This is a genomic window from Sphingobacterium deserti (genome assembly GCF_000757725.1).
GTDB lineage: Bacteria > Bacteroidota > Bacteroidia > Sphingobacteriales > Sphingobacteriaceae > Sphingobacterium > Sphingobacterium deserti.
The window spans coordinates 1-18,475 of record NZ_JJMU01000061.1; the positions used below are offsets into that span (position 1 = coordinate 1).

An 18,475-nucleotide genomic window follows, 5' to 3' on the forward strand; every position below is an offset into this window, starting at 1 on the left:
AGCCGCGCATGCGCTCTTGTGTAAAGGCGAGCTCGGCAGGGCCCGCCAGGTGTGCAACACGCGTGAAGCCCCGTGACAATAGGTAGCGAGTAGCCATGTAAGCACCATCAAAATCGCTCTGCATCACCTTTGATGCGGTGACATCAAGGGGCACGCGGTCAAAGAAAACAAGCGGCACATCGTTATCCAGCAGGCGCTTGAAATGGTCACTCATGCTGGAATGCGACGATATCGAAATCAGCAACCCATCAAGACTGCTGGTCGCGATATTCTCTAACAATTTCTTTTCACGTTCTACATCATCATTGGTTACGTAGAGTATAATGGTGTAGCCGTGCTCATAAGCTTCTTCCTGTATCCCGGAAATCACGGTGGAAAAGTAATAATTCGTGATAAAAGGAAGGACAACACCGATATTTTTTGTATTTCCCGAAGCCAGCGCAGCCGCATTGTTATTTCTTTTAAAATTCAGCTTTTCCGTTAGGGTGATGACTCGCTTGCGTGTTTCTGGGTTTACATCATGCGCGTCGCGCAGTGCTCGCGAAACGGTGGATACGGATATACCTAAGGCCTGTGCAATGTCCTTGATGCCAAAACGCTGTCTCATAAAACGGATCTATATACAATGTTACTAAAAATACACAATATCCTGTCGTCTGAAGAAAGCGCACCAATTTTGCGATAAAAATCATTGTTTTTAACGCTTTTCCGAAACAGCGCATCAAGTGTAAACGAGATAATGCTACCTTCCCAAACACACCTTTTATATGTTTTTTATTTTTTTTATGACAAAAGCGACTCTCCCTTGTTCTATGTTGAAAAGGCATATAAAATGGATTACAGACCTCAAATTGTACGATCGTTGCGTACCCTCTTGGTATCGCGTGAGCACATATTTACCGACGTGTTGAATATTGCAACAGCCGGAGAGATGCGACATGTGATGGATGCATTTGAAGATGGGGATGTGTATGACTTCCAATTATCGCATGTGGAGGATTTAAAAGATCCAAATGTGAAGAAACTCGTGCATTTGATCAAAGAAATTGATAGCACGCTTGATGAGATGAAGACCAGCAATCATATTCCGGATAAGGAATTGTGTGAAGGGTTGGTGGACGAAAATAATGATTTGGACGACTAAACAGATGTTTCGATAAATTACATAAAAGCGCTAAACTATGCAACATGTGTTAATTTCGGGTGGTACAGGATTTATTGGAAAGGCATTGATCGATTACCTGCTTGACCATTATCCGCAGGTGCAATTGACGGTGCTCGTGCGTTCCATGCAAGCGCTTAAAACCAAGGATAGGGTTCATTATTGCTTGTGGGATGTAGACAAAAACTATATTTCGGAAGATGTGCCTGCGAATATTGATACGGTTATCCATTTGGCAGGTGCAAACATCGCTGAAAAGCGTTGGACCAAAAAACGGAAGGCCGTGTTGTTGCGCAGCAGAACGGAAAGTGGCGCCTTGCTTAGCCGCTGGGTGCAAGAAAAAGGATCAGCGGTAAAGACGTTTGTATCGGCATCTGCCATCGGGTTTTATGGACAAGGAGACGAAGGCCAGATTTTCACCGAGCAGGATAAGGCAGGGACAGATTTTCTTGCATCTGTTTGTGTGGCTTGGGAGGCATCCACGCGGCCACTAAGCCGCATGGGTATCCGTGTTGTTTGGCTGCGTACAGGATTGGTATTACATCCTGATGGTGGTATGTGGAAAGCGCTTAAACCGGCTTTTGCTTTTCGCATCGCTCCCCGTTTTGCCTCGGGCAAGCAATTGTTTAGTTGGATCGGTTTGCACGACCTGCTGGCACTATACGCTTTTGCTGCCGAACAGACGGGCATTGAAGGTCCGATAAATGCTGTTGCTCCATATCCTTCGACACAAATAGATCTTTCTAAAACCTTATTGAAAAAGCAATCTCCTCCATCTTTTGTCTTCCCCATACCCGAATTTTTCCTCCGTGTTGCTTTGGGCGAGCTCGCCATCGAACTCATCAAAAATGCGGCTGTCAGCGCTGAAAAGATAGAGCGCCATGGTTTTAAATTTTCTGCCTCACACTTGTCAGATCTATAATCGAGCTCATTCTTTTGTAAAACGTTAAAAACTTTATAAGCATATGGCACTATTGATAAGCTGTATGCTTAAAACCTGCAGTTATCCTAAAGTATCCCAGAACTTAACTGTTCTAATTTCTCGCCTTCCGCTATAGGTAAAGGCTTATCGTTCCATATAGATATCATAGATACCTTATCTTTCAGTTGATGGGGTGTGTTCTCATTTATTTCATACAGTAAATTCATCGTTATTAAATAAAAGGGTGTAAGTTTTTGAACAAGTAAAAGCATAATACTTCGTTATGCTCAACAAATTTTTATGTTCGGTCAATACCTAAAAGTGTTATTTACACATTTATTATTTATGAAATATAGTTTCGAAAATTGCACATCATTTGGAAATTTTGATACCGGTGTAGTTGGTTACTGTATGTTTAAAAATTATCGATAAGATCTGTTAGCGCAGGATTTGATATATCTTGTCAACAATATTAATCGCTGCAATTCCTCCCCGCGATATATCAATTGATTCATGTTAATTAAAATACTTTTGATTTATTTAATTTTAATTTTTTACTTTTAAACACCTTCTTTATGTTTTTATTCGAAAATATTTTCATTAATATATTTGAATTATATTTTTAAATGCATTAAGTTTGTTCTGGATAAAAATATTATAAACTATTTAAACTAATCGTGATGTTACAATTTCATAGGATTTTTTCACGGCTCTTTTGTTTCTGTTTATTATCCATTTTCTCCCAAAGTAATTTGTGTGCACAGGCGTTGTTGGGAGGTTCGGTGAAGGATAACGTAGGGAAGGCTTTGGTAGGGACTTCTGTGTCTGTTGTCGAGCTTAAGCTGGCTACGAGCGCAGACAAGGATGGTAATTTCAGTTTTACGAATGTGCCTGCAGGCCGGTACACCCTACAGGCAAAATTGCTGGGATATATTACGCAGGAGAAGATTGTAGTTGTAGGTAGTGCACCAAAAACCGAACATTTTGTTTTGAATCCAAATGATGAACAGTTGGAAGAGGTCGTTGTGATGGGCTATGCTTCAGTGAAAAAAAGTGATCTGACCGGTGCTGTATCAAAGGTGTCTGCGGAAGATTTTAATAAAGGGCCGATCACGTCTCCTGACCAGTTAATACAGGGGAAGGCTTCTGGTGTTCAGATGATCAACAACAGTGGGCAGCCAGGCGGTGGAAGCACGGTTAAAATCCGTGGGACTTCGGCTGTTACCGGCTCAGGGCAGCCCTTATATGTTGTGGATGGCGTTGCTTTGGATGGAAGCAATGCGCGTCCAGGTGCTGTAGGCGGTGAATTAGGGACTGTTCCTCCAAGTAACCCTTTGGCGTTTATCAATCCAAACGACATTGAATCAATGGAGGTTCTAAAAGATGCTTCTGCGACCGCCATATACGGATCAAGGGCAGCTTATGGTGTTGTTCTAATCACCACCAAACGGGGTAAGTCTGGGGCGTTAAGAATAGACGCAACGTTGACAGGCGGCGTATCTTCTATTATGCGAAAAGTCGATGTGCTGGATGGCGATCAATACAGGGAAATGCTGGCGCGTTACGGTTTGTCTTTAGGTGATTATGGTGATAACGTAGATGCTTTAGATGCTATCCTGCGTGATGGTTTTAATACACAGAGTGATGTTGCTTTCAGTGGCGGCTCCGAAGACGCACGTTTTAGAGCATCAGTAGGTTATCAAAATCAGGATGGTATTGTTAAGACAAGTAACTTCGAAAAATTTAATGGCGCATTCAACGGCAATTTTAAAATGTTGGAAAGTAAAAAACTTGGTGTTGATATGGGTCTTGTGGTGAATCAGGTCAAAGAGCGCTTGGCACCAATCACGACTAACGCGGGGTTTTATGGCAGCTTGATAGGGCAGGCCTTGAGTTGGAATCCTACAAGATCTTTATATAATCCAGACGGCACACTATTTATAGAACAGGGAAGCTTCATGGTAAATCCTTTGGGTATGCTGGGTGCTTATAACGACCAATCAACGGTTACTAACATTCTTGGAAATTTTTCACCATATTATAAAGTTAATGATTGGCTGGAGTACCGTATGCTCGGTAGCATCAAATACGCCAATGGTAACCGTCGAACATCCACAAGGAGCTGGATCAATATGCTGGGAATTGAGGGGAATGCAAATACCCGGGGCGGCGCTGCTTCTGTTGGTGCTAATGAGTTCACGACGACGCAGATGACACATACCCTAAACTTTAATAAAGAAATATGGGATGGATTAAACCTGAATGCTGTCGCTGGGTATGAATACATGCGATTTGAAAACAGAGGGACGTTCATGTCGGGGAGGGAATATGGCGATATCGATGTTGACTACACGGATGCGTTGCAGGCGGGGTCCCAGGGTTCTCGTAGTATCTCATCGTTTAACAATCCATCCAGCGAACTTCAGTCATATTTCTTTCGAGCTATTTTCAACTACCGAAGCCGGTACTTGTTAACTGGAACAATCCGCCGAGATGGTTCAACCAAATTTGGCGTGAATAATAAATACGGAAATTTTCCGTCTTTTTCGGCAGCATGGAATATTAAAGAAGAAGCGTTCTTAAAGAATGTATCATTTCTGAGTGATTTGAAGTTGCGTGCTGGCTGGGGTAAAACCGGTAATCAAGAGTTCCCTTCCGGAGCGGCGGTTGATCGGTATGGTTATGGTTTAAATGGGGTGTTAACATCGCTCAATAATGGGAATCCAGATTTGAAATGGCAAAGCGACGAACAGACTAATATCGGGGTAGATTTTGGATTATTTAATAGTCGCTTGACCGGAACAATTGATCTGTTTTCAAAACAAACAACCGATTTATTGTATCCCCGGGTGCCTTATTATCCGAATTCGCCAGGGACCGCCATTGTGTGGACGAATCTCGAAGGTGTAATTCAAAACAGAGGTGTAGAGCTGGCTCTGCAAGGGAAACTTATCCAAACAGATGAAATAAGTTGGAACATTGGTGGTAACCTAACTCTTCTCCGCAACAGAGTGCGCGATTTGGAAGGAAGTTATAATACGGGGCTGTTGAATGGGCAGGGACTGAGTAATACCACCATTGAAGTTGTGCGGAGTGGTCTGCCTATGTTTGCTATGTTTACTCGTGATTACCTAGGGTTGGATGCTAATGGTTTTTCTGAGTATGCTGATGAAGGTTATACGTACTATTACGTTGGAAATCCCAACCCAAAGGCCCTTGTTGGTTTTAGTACCGATATCTCCTATAAGGGATTTAGCCTAGTGGCCAATTTTAACGGAACACTGGGAAATGATATTTACAATGAGACCGAAAACGCTGTATTGGCGATTGGTAATTTGGGTACACGCAATATCTCGCGCTCTTACTACGATTCTGGGCAGATGGAATCATTTGCGAATCCCATCGCGCCCTCATCAAGATACATCGAAGACGGAAGTTATATAAAATTGGCGAACGCTACCCTTAGTTATCGCGTGGGAGATCTTGGGGCAAATATCAAAAACCTGAATGTATTTGTAACCGGTACAAACTTATTGCTGTTTACAAAGTATAGTGGTTTCGATGCCGAGATCAACGTTGAAAAAAGTGTAGGAGGTCTACCTTCAGCAGGAATAGATTATATCGCTTATCCGAGCTCGCGGACATTCAATTTAGGCATAGGTTTCAGTTTATAAGTATGTGCATCATGAAAAAATCAAGGTATTTTAAATCCCATGCTTTGGGATGTGGGACAGGTAACTCTGCCAGCCTGTCTAAACAATCTTCTGGCAGGAAAAACGCGATATACTTCTTCCTTGCTTTGCTACATTTATCTTTTGGGGTTGCTTGTACCGATCTTAATGAGGAGTTGCGCGGCGAAACCAATAGAGGGAATTTGGGTTCGGCGAATCCTCAGGCCTTGCTAGACGGACTTTATCTAACCATGAGAGGTCCTTATCAAGGGCCGTGGAGTTGGTGGGCACTGCAGCAACTCACCTCAGACGAAGCTATTCCACCCACGCGTGGTGGTGACTGGGCAGATAATGGGGCCTGGCGCGCACTGTATCTGCATCGTTGGCAATTAGATCATACCACCATTGATGGCGTTTTCCGAGTATTGAATAGTGTAAGTTACGCTGCAACCGATCTATTGACTTTTTCACCTAATGAACAACAAGCCGCAGAAGCTCGTTTCGTGCGGGCCTACGTGCAATTTGATATTTTAAGTGGTTGGGGCCAAGTTCCTTATCGAGAACCAGCAGAATCAGTTGTGGGCTTATCTCGGGTTCGACAGGCCGAAGAACAAATCGAGTATTTAAGAAATGAACTGCAAGAAATTTTGCCTATCCTGTCAAATAACGGATCAGCGCGCGCTAATCCTGACGCCGCGAGATATCTATTGATGAAATTGTTCCTTAATAAGGGGATGCTTTTAAATAGAGCGAATCCTACATTTGATGCTACCGATATGGATGAAGTCATACGTCTAGCTGATGAAATTATAGGCTCGGGGCGATATAGCTTGGAAGATGACTACTTTGCGAATTTTGCAGTGGACAACCATAACTCCTCAGAGCTAATATTTGCATCTGCAAATGCTGCCGGAGAAAATGCGGGAGGGCTTAGTAATTTTTGGCGGGTAACCACGCATATGCATATGAATCCATCTGGTTTGAACGGTTTTACGACACTTTCTGATGTTTATGATCGTTTTGAAGAAGGTGACCAACGTCGCGGCGGCACATATCCAGGAATGACAGATGTTGCTGGAGTGCATATCGGATTTTAGTCGGACAGCAGTATAATGCGGCCGGTGAAGCATTGCGGGACCGGCGGGGTAATCTCTTAAATTTCACTCCTCAAGTGAGCCTAATAGAGGAAGGATCTGATATGGAGCTTTCGGGCATACGTGTTATTAAATACGTAGTGGATTATAATAACTTTGCTACCGGATTGGTAGGTAATGATTTAGCGTTGGCACGCTATGCTGATGTGTTATTAATGAAGGCGGAAGCGCTCTTGCGGAATAATAGATCTGCAGAAGCTCTAATGCTTGTGAATGAATTGCGCCTTAAAAGAGGAGCGTCGGAATGGTCAGATCTTACTTTGTCTGCTCTTTTGGATGAACGCAGCCGGGAACTCTTCTGGGAAGCGCATCGTCGCTTAGACTTGCTGAGGTTTGGACGTTATCTGGACGAGTGGCAGCAGAAGCCCGCTGATACAGATAATCGAGCGCTGCTGTTTCCCATACCACTCTCGCAAATTGGTAATCAAAATTACCAGCAGAATCCATTGTACTAAGTAATGAGGGTGGTACGCCATCCTCACATCTTTCTTCATTTACGACTTTTTTATTTTTATTTATTGTCTATTGTCTAATCTTTAGCTAAGCGCTTTGCATAGTTTTGATTTGTCTTGATTAAACCTACACTAGATCTCAATTAAAATCATAGTGGATGTTCCTGATCATCTATAATTGTCATAATCGACTTCATGCCGCTTTAAAAATTTTTATAATTCGACTGGGTCTACCATCTTTCCCAAACCAAATTTGGCATCGGTGTGTTTGTAAAATCCCTTCATACCAACATGATGTTGCAACATCCAAACGTGTTTTGGTAGGTTTTCGTATAGCGCCGTGTTACATTTTTTTTGTTTTTCAATTTTTGTAGTCGTTATTCGACGAGGTTTTTCGAACAAAATAAGGTTGTTATCAGTTGTTTTTAAAGAAGTGGAATGACGCTAAAATCTTATTTCTATACATGCGACGAATTTCTTGCTCATCATCCGCAAGCCTTGATATTGTTGGTTTGTTTCAGGGTTTAAATATTTAATAAAATATTTTTTGAACAAACAAGAATATCTCTAGTAAATACTTTTTGAATTTTAACTATCATCAAATTGCTTCATTAAAGTTCAAAAATAAGTGCATTTAGCTGTTGTTTGATTATTCTACAATCAGTAATTTAACCGATAATTTAACAGGAGTAGCAAAAATAGGGTGTGTGAGATCCGAAGTACTGTTATCTCTGCTTATGTTACGTTAATGTTAATTGTGATAATTGAACACTAAATGAATAATAATATGTCTTTTACCTTAAAATCAACCTCGCCGTTAACTGAGGGGATCGAACGTCCGCCTCTGGTGCAAATGCTCGTTAAGCCAGGCCTTAACAGTAAGCTCAAAATTCAATATATCCCACCGTCGGTGACGGTATCTATTGTCAGTCTGGAAGGTAGCTTGGCCGCAGGATCTGTATCAAGAATCCAGGTTGGAAGCCCGGGCGATCCCAACACCCCTGAGGTGGAAGATTGGACGATAGATGGAAGTGATAAGCAGATTTATTTATAGTATCAATACAAACTCATTACGTAATGATCAATATGTGTAGATTGAAAGTGGTATGGGCTAAAGCTTGTATTCCTCTTTTTTTAATTTTGTGTTTGGCTTGTTCCGAACAAGGTTCCAACGAAACTGAAATTGTAGATAATGGAACGAAAGTAGTTTTTAGTGTCTTTGAGGACGATTCTGGCGAAGGATCTGGCCAGATGCAGGTTATGTCTGCGATGAACAATGTTACTGCAGAGGAGAAGGTGGTTGGGGAGGAGCAGCACGTTTTAATCAATAATGGAACGATGCGGCTGACAGCTACGCTGGTGGAAGCAGCAGCTAGCACAAACTCGGCACGAGAATTCGTAAAGCCTACCGTAAGTGCTGCACGGGCCAGTGTTCGTAATACGAAAGCGCAAACGGTGCTTGGTAATAACGTCAAATATCGTGTGGTGCTGTATGATCGATCGACTACGCCATCAACCTTCGTATCCTCGACATTGGGTACAGCAGGTACGCCCCTGACTGTCGATGTAGTTAAGGGGAAAAACTATGATTGGGCCGTGTTTTCCTACAATGACCAAAGTGACCCTGGAACATCAAGCACAACGGTCCCTTCCGATCAACGCGATCTTTTGCATGCAAGTGGTACCACCGGACTCGTGCCGGGCACACCTGGAGATGGCACTAATGCGAACGTTCCTATAAGTGTCGTCTTGAAACATAAATTATCTGCCGTAACAGTAGAACTGAATAGTACATTCTATCCCGCTACTATCACAGCAGCGACAGCAACGCTTGGTTCGGCAAATTATTTTTTCACGTCGAATATGGATGTTAAAACCGGTACACTTTCCACCCCAGTAGCATCTACGGTACCGACGGCGATTAATTTAGTACCTACAGCTCCGGCGGCCGTCAAATCTGCTCTTTTCTATACGTCGTCAACTTCAACGATTGCTAATTTTTCCGTGACGCTAAACAGTTTATCGATCACTGATCAGTCTAACCAGGTGAAGACATCAACGACGCCTACCAACTTTAGCTGGACAAACGTAGTTCCGACAGCCGGCAAAAAATATTTTGCACGAATCAATGTGCAACCCGTTAGGGACATTTCTGGGGATAATTTTAAAATTTTATCTGTGGGAGTTTCTCCACATACCCTTTTAAATACAGGGAGTTCCGGAATGTATCAAGCCTTATATGGTACTAGTAATTTCGGGCCGACCGGAATTGTTCCTACTACCAATCGAAATTGGAATATATTATGGCGTGGTTCTAGTTCTGGAAATCTTTTTGATGCTACCACCGGGAACTATAAGCTGATCGTTGTCGGCTACGCTGCCGGAATTAGTGATAATGATGCTACGCAACTTATAAATTACGTAAATTCCGGAGGAACGGTACTTTTCTTTACGGAAAATCCTGGATCCGGTCCCGACCAAAGAGTTTGGAGGGCTTTTGCAGGGGCTACGGCTTCTTATCAGAGTTTTGGTGATTTCGGTAATTTTAACCAAAACGGAATGCTTGTAGGGCCTTTCGGCGATGCCCGAGGAACTTCTTTCGGGGACCAGGCCTTGGTGGGGTATGGAACTATCAATTACGATCCGAATCTAATCGATGTTCTCGCTTTCGCAAACGGTTCGACCACAAATGCGGTAGTCTGGAAATCGAAAACACGTGATTTTTATTATTTCGGGGATGGAGGCATGCAGTTGACAAACGATCCATTTTTGATGACAGCATCTCCGGCTTATACACCGAGAATTGGAGCATGGTATACGCGGAGCAATATATCAAACTCCGTAGTGGTGATGAATTTTATCGCGAAAACTCTCTCCAAAATGGGGCAATAAGAAAGGGGGATAAAAAGAAAATCCTGAAGCGGGGAACTTCAGGATTTTACCAAACCAATTATTAACCTAAATTATGAAATTATGAATTACATATAAAACGTGCACCGCAATGCGATAGTATGTGTTAAGGTTAGTCTTAACACTTTTTAACAAATCGTTTTTCTTTGCCAGTACACGCTCACCGGATCGTGAACCGGTAACTATTCGGGTAAATGAAACATTCGGAAGTAACCTGCTTCCGAATGTTTTTATTTACACCCGTTCCATCCTAGTCGGAATAAGGTTTCCTTTTTTTAAAAAAAGCAGCTTCGATCAACCCGCTACGCGCGGTGAAGAAGTAATAAAATTTGTGTCGAGTAAATCTCTACAAAACAAGTACTGCATACTATCGTCTATAAAAAAGGCGTCATTCTTTAGTTGAGGGTAGTGCAGTGATAGAAATTACCTCATAGAGGTGACATATCTATAGCAAGTTATTTAAAATTTGAACCGACCCCGAAGTGGGTCGCATATGTATTGATTTTTGTTAATGCGCCCCCCCTGTGGGTCAAAAAAATCTAATCTGGAATCATACTGGAAGAAGAGCTCTTTATCACACGTTATATCTCACTACTCACTACTCACTACTCACTACCCACTACCCACTTCCCAATACTCCATACGCACGGCCAAATACAAAAAAAGAATCCCGGAGCGGGGAGCTTCAGGATTCTTTGCTAACTAACCAATTATTAACCTAACTTATGAATTACAACTATAACGATGTAATATGTTGCTTTCGTATAATACTTGTTTTCTTTTAACGTTTCTTAACAGTATACTATGGAAATCGCTTTTGCATAAATGTTCTTTAGCCAAATTGTCCGTTGATATAGTTTGAAGTAAGCTCGTGCTTCGGATCTTCAAATAGACTGGTGGTAGGTCCTTCCTCCTTTACTTCGCCCAAGTACATAAAAATTGTTTTATCAGCAATGCGTTGCGCTTGCTGCATATTGTGCGTCACGATAACGATGGTGTAGCGGTCTTTCAGACTGCTTATCAGTTCTTCAATTTTTAGCGTACTGACGGGGTCCAATGCTGAGCAAGGTTCATCCATTAAAATTACTTCTGGCCTTAATGCTACTGCACGTGCAATACATAACCGTTGCTGTTGTCCGCCCGATAGCCGGGTGGCTGGCATTTTCAGATCATCTTTCACTTCTTCCCACAGGAAGGCTTCGCGTAACGCCTTTTCTACAATATCCTTGCTGTGAGGGAGGTTATTTATTTTAAGTCCGTAAGTGATATTCTCGTAGATGCTCTTTGCGAAGGGGTTTGCTTTTTGAAACACCATGCCAATTCTTTTTCGAATTTCTGTAGCATGCATATCGTTCCCGTATATGTCCGTATCGTCCAGCTTGATTGTGCCGGTAATCTTCGCGTCTGCAGAGAGATCATGCATGCGGTTAAAACTTCTCAGTAGTGTGCTTTTCCCACAACCGGAAGGACCGATGAGCGCGGTTATTTCATGCTCTCGGAAACTCACATTGATATCTTTCAGAACGTCCTTTGTTCCAAAGCTTATTCTCAGGTTTTCCGCAGATAGCTTATTTTTCATGTTGTCTGTACGTATAGCGTATATAAAAGGCAGTGAGGTTCATCAAGAAAACGACAATAACCAATACCAAAGCTGTTCCGTAAGCAATGGGACGAACTTCATCAATGGACTGATGCTGTGTAGACAGCATATACAGATGGTAAGGTAGTGCCATAAACTCCTGATTTACGGACACGCTTGTTTGGTTTATATAAAATGCTGCACCTGTAAACAAAATAGGCGCAGTCTCTCCTGCGGCTCGCGAAAGTGTAAGAACGACGCCAGTCAGTATTCCCGACATGGAAGAGGGGAGAACGATGTCTTTTATCGTTTCAAACTTTGTAGCGCCTACAGCTAATGCAGCCTCTCTCGTGCTATTTGGGATGCGTAGCAATGCTTCTTCTGTTGTTGTAATGATATATGGCAGTGACAACAATCCTAATGTGAGGCCGGCAGCAAGGAGCGATGTGCCAAGTTGTAAACCCTGAACGAACAACGCAAGTCCGAAAAGACCGTATATAATAGAAGGGACGCCGGATAAGTTACGTATAGAAGCCCGAATAAGTCGCGTCAGCCAATTGCTCTCGGCATATTCATTAAGGTATATCGCACAGCAAACACCAAAGGGAATAGAAAATAAAGCCGTCAGCAAGGTAAGCATAACGGTGCCTATAATCGGCGTCAATATTCCGCCTTTGGTCATGCCTTCCGTAGGGAGCGATCTTATAAATTCCCAAGTGATTACAGAACTTCCCTTGGAAAATATTTCCCATAAAATAACCAACAGGAAGAAACAGACCAAGATGGTGCTCCCTACCAACGTTCCCCACTCCAGTATGCTAGATAATTTGTTCTTAGGCTGCATGATATTTTCTGAATCGGTTGATAAAATACTCGCCAAGCATATTAGCGGCGAGGGTCATGATAAACAATACAGTAGCTATTGCGTAGAGGGCAAAATAGTGGGTCGTTTGATAGGGCACTTCGCCCATCTCAATTGCAATGGTTGCGGTCATTGTTTTTACCGAAGCAAACATACCCGTGGGTAATAAGGAGGCGTTTCCTGTCGCCATTAGCACGGTCATCGTTTCGCCGATCGCCCGACCTACGCCAAGCATAACTGCCGCGATAATGCCCGGTGCCGCCGCGGGAATAACGATTTTACGTAGTGTTTGCCACTTCGTTGCGCCCACACCATAACTGGCTTCCTTGTAAGTTTTCGGAACCGCGTGAATGGCGTCTTCAGCCACGGTGATAATGGTAGGAAGCGCCATAATGGCCAACAGTATTGCTCCGTTCAGTGCATTAAGACCGTTGGCTAAATCTGCAGCATGTGCAATACCTGGACCCACGACAACGATGCCCAAAAAACCAATTACAACAGACGGAATGGCGGCTAGCATTTCCACTGTGGGCTTCAATATATTTTTCAATCCGGGGCGAGCATATTCCGCAATAAACGCTGCCGTGCCTATGCCCAAGGGAATAGCGATCAGCATAGCACCGACTGTAACGAGCGTTGTGCTCAATACCAAAGGCAGAATGCCATATTTCGGATTATCTCCGGTTGGATTCCATTCCAGGCCCGTGATAAAATCCAATGGGCGAACATCAACGAAAAATGCTACGGAGTTGTAGATCAACATAGCCAAGATCGCACCTAGCAGGAGTAAAACGAGTAGGCCCGTTACTTTAAATACATACTTAAATACCCGATCCAAAGATCGTCGTGCGCTATATCTCATGGTTGTCAATAATATAGTAACCGTGTTGTTCAATTAGTTGTCGACCTGCCATACTCTTTTCAAAATCGATAAAAGGCTTCACTTTTCCCCACGATTTAGTGAGCACAAATTGATAAAGGGGGCGTTGGAAATAATACGCCCTTGCGTTAATAGCATGGGGATCGATGGGGGAGATCGCAGGGCCTGCTTGTTTTTCTCTAATTTTTAGAATTTTAACATGGCGGTTGTCCTCCGGTGCATGCGCCACGTAGCCGGCACCTACGTAACCTATTCCCGAGCGGTCGACCTTTATACCCTCTATGATCTGGGCATTGCCCGTCATCTCTTTCGCTGCATTGGAAAATTCGATGCGGAGCTTCTTTTTAATAAACGAATGCGTGCCAGAGCTACTTTGCCTACCGTATATATTGATCGGAAGATTAACGTCAATCAGCTCAGACCAATTTTTAATGCTACCATTTAGAATATGGCCCAATGTTTCTACATCAATTTCATCCAATGGGAGATCTTTGTGAACGATAAATGCAGTAGCATCTTCCGCAAAGACCACGGTGTGTAGAGCAATACCCTTTGCTTTAAATTGCGCCACCTCTTCCGGTGAGAGGGGTCTGGATGAATTAGCAATGTCTGCCTGCCCATTGAGTAGCGAGGTAATTCCTAGACCAGAACCGCCGCCAGAGATCGCGATATTGAACGTTTGATCCACTTGGGTGAATTTCTCGGCAAGGTTTACGGCCAAATTGACCTCTGTATCAGAGCCTTTCATTTTTATTGCCGGATTGTCTGGTTTGCACCCCAAAAGGCATTCGAAGGCTAATAGTATAACAAGCAAATTGAAAGCTTTGATCGCACTCTTTCTCATAGTGCAAAGCTATGGTTTAGATGTAACCGTATTGTTATCATTATGTTAAGGCTGCTTACGGTGCGATTCGCGTACTGGCTTAATGTTACATGAAATTTGTTATATCAAAAAAAAGGAGACCCCGTCAATAGGAGTCTCCCAAAAAGTAATCCCAAGATAATGGGTAATCAAGCTATTTCCCAGTTCCCAAAACCTTGTCCATAGTTTTGGCAACAATATTCATAAGCATAACTGAATTCGAAACACGCTCTTGATTGCTCCAAGCTCCTATCTTCGGCACATAGTCTGGTGAAGCTGTCAATAAAAACGGGTTTACGCCTAGTACGGGAGTTGACGAATACTTTTGCATACCCGCACTTCCAAAATAATAAAAATCGTAGTCTCTGGCCTTCCAAACGGCTGCAACACCTGAACTGGTTTTTGCCAACTCTATTACAGGCTCGGAGAAATTGCTTACGCCGGTGCCAGAGACCGCCATAGCATAATTTCCAAACATCGTATTTCGGGCGTCACCAAAGGGGCCATTTAAAAGCTCACTATCGCTGAAGGGGACACCATAACCTGTATACTTTTTTTCTGAAGCTTGGTCACCTGCAAATCGCTGCCAAACCAATTTTTCAAAATGCGATATGGGCAGTTCTATAGACCAGATAACTGTACCGCCATTTTCAATATAGTTGATCAATTGCCTCACATCATTATCAGTTAAAGGGCCACCAAAGTATCCAATAAAAACCATCTTATAAGCGGATAAATTGTCGAACGCACCTAATGGTGAAGACCGATAATCCACGTTCCACTTTAGGTTAGTGGTTGGGTATGTACCTTTTGGACCAAAATTTTTCTCGCTATGCAATGCATGCCAAGAGCCAGAATAGGGCTGATTAGGTGCTAAGGAATAATGCGATGAGCCTACAGAGAGTATTTTGAACTTATCGCCGGAGATATCCCGCACCGGCTGTATGTTAATCCTTGCAACATTCCGTTGTCCTTGCGCGGGACTCATTTCCCAGTGGTGAATTGAGGGGGAATTCAAGGATTTAATTTCATTTGCACCGGTGCGTATGCTGAGCGAATTTAATGTCACCGAGAAGCCGGTGATCGATTTGAATTTTGAAGTGTAGTAGTTTGCAACCATTACAGAGTCTCCATCATTTGAGACAAAATTCATAGCTGGTCCTATAGGGATTTGCGTATTACTTTGGACAAACTCCCCCGTCTTGAGATCTAATGTGTTTTTGCAAAAATAGGTATTCCTGCCAAGGGATGCGCTAAGTGAGATAATTTTTGCAGGATACTCTTTTACGCTTACATGCACAGAAACATTAGCCAACTTGTGTTGTAGCAACACGTTTATAGGCATAACGACTTCTTTTTCGTCACCACTATAGCCTGGTACCACTTCCGTTGTGCCTTTTGCATGTAGCAGGTCTTTGAGTCCTGTAGTCGGAGTGATGACATCCTGCGATTCACCCGGGTCATTTTCGTCATTGTACGAGAAAACCGCCCAATCGTAACTCTTCCCTTTTTCTACGTCGATAAGCAATCTTTGTCCTGCTATTCCTAAGCTTGTGGATGCAAATTTAGACGGTGTGGTGGATCTGTCGTAGAGCACCACACGGTATTTTGTGCCATCCTTCAGGACGCTGTTTGAAGAGCTTGCTTGTGTGCTTGACATTCTCGAAGAAAGCGGCTTGTTACTCACCATTGATTTTGGTTCCATGGGAGCAGATATCGGCGCTGTGCTCAGCGATGTGGTTATTCGAAATGCACCATCCTCCGTAAATTGATGTTGCTCACTTTCTTCCTGTGTATAGGTAGTGATAGCCGCAGAGCTCGATGCTCTAAGGTTTGATGTCTTACTGATCGACCCGCCGGTTTGTTCAGAAATGATAAACATAAGCTGAGCGTCTTTGTTGGTATTTTGAATGTTTATGCGCTCTTTGCTACAGGAGGCTAGGGTAATAAGAAATAGGTATGCAAAATAATGTCGTGCTTTTAATTTAAATGTGTACATTTTACGAGTAACTGATTTTTATGGTAACGTGTTTTTGCCTATTTCACAATTAGGCTGTAGTTGGATTGTTGTAAAACTAAAAATAGGAGACACCCCTGCAGGGTGTCCCCGAAAAATAAACATATAGTGTTCAAAGAATAGCTTAATCTATTTCGCTGTTCCTAAGACCTTGTCAATGGTTTTAGCAATAATGTTCATGAGCATTATTGAGTTTGCAATATTTTCTCGACCGGTCCAAGATCCACTTCTTGGTATGTAATCGGGTGCGGCTGTTAATAGAAATGGGTTAGCGCCAGGTGTGTGCGTCGGATAGTACTTTTGCATTCCTTCACTGGAAATAAAGTAAAATTCCCGATATTTGGCCTTCCAGGCGACAGCTACGTTGGAATTTGCTGTGCTAAGAGCCAACACTTCTGCGTCATTGCCAAGATTACTTATGCCGTATCCACTTGCCGGGTAATTTCCGAGGAAGGCGCCCCGTGCATCACCAAAGGTACCGTTCAAAATCGGGTGCTGTCCGAATGGTGAAGCGGTAACGGCACTGTAAAGGGTTGTGGTTGCTTGGCCACCAGCGTACTGACGCCAGACGATTGGCTCAACTGCGCCTAAATGATGGGTTCCCGTAGCATAGATTACTGTTCCTCCAGCTTCAATGTATGCTAACAATTTATTTGCATCAGCGGCAGTTGAAGGTGCGCCGCCATAGCCAACAAACACTATTTTATAGTTTTGTAAATCGTTAAACGCATTGAGAGGTGAAGGTCTATTTTGAATGTTCCACGCAAAATTCGTTGTAGGGTAGGTGCCATTAGGTCCGAAGTTCTTTTCGCTATTCATAGCGTACCAAGCACCGGAATAATTATGTGCTCCGGGCGCAGCGGTGGGCGCTAATGTATAGTGGGGCAATCCAACGGAAAGTACCCTAAACTTGTCGCCGGAGATATCGCGCACAGGCTCTATCTTAATCCGTGCTACATTCTGTTGTCCTTGTTCTGGATTCATTTCCCAGTTGTGGATGGAGGGGGAACTTAAGGATCTGATCTCATTCGTGCCAGTGCGAATATTGAGCGAATTTAGTGTTACTGAGAAGCCGGTGATGGGCTTAAATTTTGAGGTATAATAGTTTGCCACGCTAACTGATTCCTCTTCGGTAGAAACGAAAGTCATAGCGGGGTCGATTGAAATTTGTGTGTTATCATTGACAAATTCCCCAGTCTTGATATTTAATGTATTTTTACAAAAATAGGTGTTCCGTCCGAGGGATGCGCTAAGAGACATAATCTTTGCGGGATACTCTTTTACACTTACGTGCACAGAAACGTTAGCCAACTTATGCTGTAGCAATACGTTTATAGGCATAACGACTTCTTTTTCGTCACCACTATAGCCTGGTACCACTTCCGTTGTGCCTTTTGCATGTAGCAAGTCTTTGAGTCCGGTAGTCGGAGTGATGAAATCCTGTGATTCACCCGGATCATTCTCATCATTGTACGAGAAAACCGCCCAGTCGTAACTCTTTCCTTTTTCGACATCAATAAGCAGTTTTTTTCCTGCTATTCCTAAACTTGTAGATACAAACTTAGAAGGCGTGGTGGATCGGTCGTACAGTACAACACGGTATTTTATACCGTCTTTTAGGATAGTGCTTGAAGGACTTGTTTGAGTGCCTGACATTCTCGAAGAAAGTTTATTACTCACCACCGATTTTGGATCAATCAAGGCAGACATAGGCGCTGTGCTCAGCGATGTAGTAATCCGAAATGCACCGTCCTCCGTAAATTGATGTTGCTCGTTTTCTTCATGTTTATATGTCGTGGTAGCGCCAAAACTCGATGCCCTAAGGTTGGATGTTTTGTTGGTTGCGGAGCCGGTTTGTTCAGAAATGAGAAACATAAGCTGAGCGTCTTTGCTGGCATTTTGCATGTTTAAGTTTTCTTTTGTGCAAGATGCAGCGACAAGTAAGATTAGAAAGGCTAAAGCACTTACTATTTTTGATTTACAATTAAGCATAATTATATCAGG

The 18,475-nt window shown here is 43.0% G+C and carries 15 protein-coding genes; 7 read left to right on the top strand and 8 right to left on the bottom strand.

The window, feature by feature from the left end; all coding sequences use genetic code 11:
- Window positions 1–607, bottom strand: a 607-nt coding sequence (locus DI53_RS15480) for a LacI family DNA-binding transcriptional regulator (protein ID WP_037501725.1), incomplete at its 3' end; no start/stop codon positions are given.
- 225 nt (window positions 608–832) lie between these two features.
- Between DI53_RS15480 and DI53_RS15485 the strand changes: the two genes are divergently transcribed.
- The gene (locus DI53_RS15485) at window positions 833–1,144 is read left to right on the top strand and encodes a hypothetical protein (protein WP_131555317.1); all 312 of its coding nucleotides are present in this window, start codon (window positions 833–835) and stop codon (window positions 1,142–1,144) included.
- Between the two features lie 37 nt (window positions 1,145–1,181).
- Window positions 1,182–2,084 carry a TIGR01777 family oxidoreductase gene (locus tag DI53_RS15490; protein ID WP_037501731.1) on the top strand — a complete coding sequence of 301 codons (903 nt, stop codon included), beginning with the start codon at window positions 1,182–1,184 and terminating at the stop codon, window positions 2,082–2,084.
- An 86-nt stretch (window positions 2,085–2,170) separates the two neighbouring features.
- On the opposite strand, the gene DI53_RS20375 is transcribed toward DI53_RS15490, so the two are convergent.
- On the bottom strand, window positions 2,171–2,311 hold the full coding sequence (locus DI53_RS20375) for a hypothetical protein (RefSeq protein ID WP_157836789.1): 141 nt from the start codon (window positions 2,309–2,311) through the stop codon (window positions 2,171–2,173).
- 453 nt (window positions 2,312–2,764) lie between these two features.
- On the opposite strand from DI53_RS20375, the gene DI53_RS15500 reads away from it, so the two are divergent.
- From DI53_RS15500 to DI53_RS15520, 5 genes are all read left to right on the top strand, one after another.
- Entirely contained in the window at window positions 2,765–5,758 is a 2,994-nt protein-coding gene (locus DI53_RS15500) for a SusC/RagA family TonB-linked outer membrane protein (protein ID WP_037501736.1), read from the top strand.
- Window positions 5,759–5,769: 11 nt separating this feature from the next.
- Window positions 5,770–6,852: a RagB/SusD family nutrient uptake outer membrane protein gene (locus tag DI53_RS15505; RefSeq protein ID WP_241462448.1), complete on the top strand. Its 1,083-nt coding sequence runs from the start codon at window positions 5,770–5,772 to the stop codon at window positions 6,850–6,852.
- A 74-nt stretch (window positions 6,853–6,926) separates the two neighbouring features.
- The gene (locus DI53_RS20655; RefSeq protein WP_241462449.1) at window positions 6,927–7,364 is read left to right on the top strand and encodes a RagB/SusD family nutrient uptake outer membrane protein; all 438 of its coding nucleotides are present in this window, start codon (window positions 6,927–6,929) and stop codon (window positions 7,362–7,364) included.
- A 772-nt stretch (window positions 7,365–8,136) separates the two neighbouring features.
- Window positions 8,137–8,415: a hypothetical protein gene (locus DI53_RS15515; RefSeq protein ID WP_037501742.1), complete on the top strand. Its 279-nt coding sequence runs from the start codon at window positions 8,137–8,139 to the stop codon at window positions 8,413–8,415.
- A gap of 92 nt (window positions 8,416–8,507) precedes the next feature.
- Window positions 8,508–10,253 carry a hypothetical protein gene (locus DI53_RS15520; protein ID WP_169741999.1) on the top strand — a complete coding sequence of 582 codons (1,746 nt, stop codon included), beginning with the start codon at window positions 8,508–8,510 and terminating at the stop codon, window positions 10,251–10,253.
- An 850-nt stretch (window positions 10,254–11,103) separates the two neighbouring features.
- On the opposite strand, the gene pstB is transcribed toward DI53_RS15520, so the two are convergent.
- The 6 genes from pstB to DI53_RS15550 form a co-directional block, all read right to left on the bottom strand.
- Entirely contained in the window at window positions 11,104–11,850 is a 747-nt protein-coding gene (pstB, locus tag DI53_RS15525; protein WP_037501748.1) for a phosphate ABC transporter ATP-binding protein PstB, read from the bottom strand.
- On the bottom strand, window positions 11,840–12,694 hold the full coding sequence (gene pstA, locus DI53_RS15530; RefSeq protein WP_037501750.1) for a phosphate ABC transporter permease PstA: 855 nt from the start codon (window positions 12,692–12,694) through the stop codon (window positions 11,840–11,842). Before pstA ends, pstB begins: the two co-directional genes overlap by 11 nt.
- Window positions 12,684–13,574: a phosphate ABC transporter permease subunit PstC gene (gene pstC, locus DI53_RS15535; protein ID WP_037501753.1), complete on the bottom strand. Its 891-nt coding sequence runs from the start codon at window positions 13,572–13,574 to the stop codon at window positions 12,684–12,686. Before pstC ends, pstA begins: the two co-directional genes overlap by 11 nt.
- Window positions 13,564–14,436 carry a PstS family phosphate ABC transporter substrate-binding protein gene (locus DI53_RS15540; RefSeq protein ID WP_037501756.1) on the bottom strand — a complete coding sequence of 291 codons (873 nt, stop codon included), beginning with the start codon at window positions 14,434–14,436 and terminating at the stop codon, window positions 13,564–13,566. The genes pstC and DI53_RS15540 overlap by 11 nt, the downstream gene beginning before the upstream one ends.
- Window positions 14,437–14,608: 172 nt before the next feature.
- Complete coding sequence (locus DI53_RS15545) at window positions 14,609–16,453, bottom strand: hypothetical protein (protein WP_037501759.1); 1,845 nt, start codon at window positions 16,451–16,453, stop codon at window positions 14,609–14,611.
- A 147-nt stretch (window positions 16,454–16,600) separates the two neighbouring features.
- Window positions 16,601–18,463: a hypothetical protein gene (locus tag DI53_RS15550; protein WP_037501761.1), complete on the bottom strand. Its 1,863-nt coding sequence runs from the start codon at window positions 18,461–18,463 to the stop codon at window positions 16,601–16,603.
- Between the last annotated feature and the right edge of the window lie 12 nt (window positions 18,464–18,475).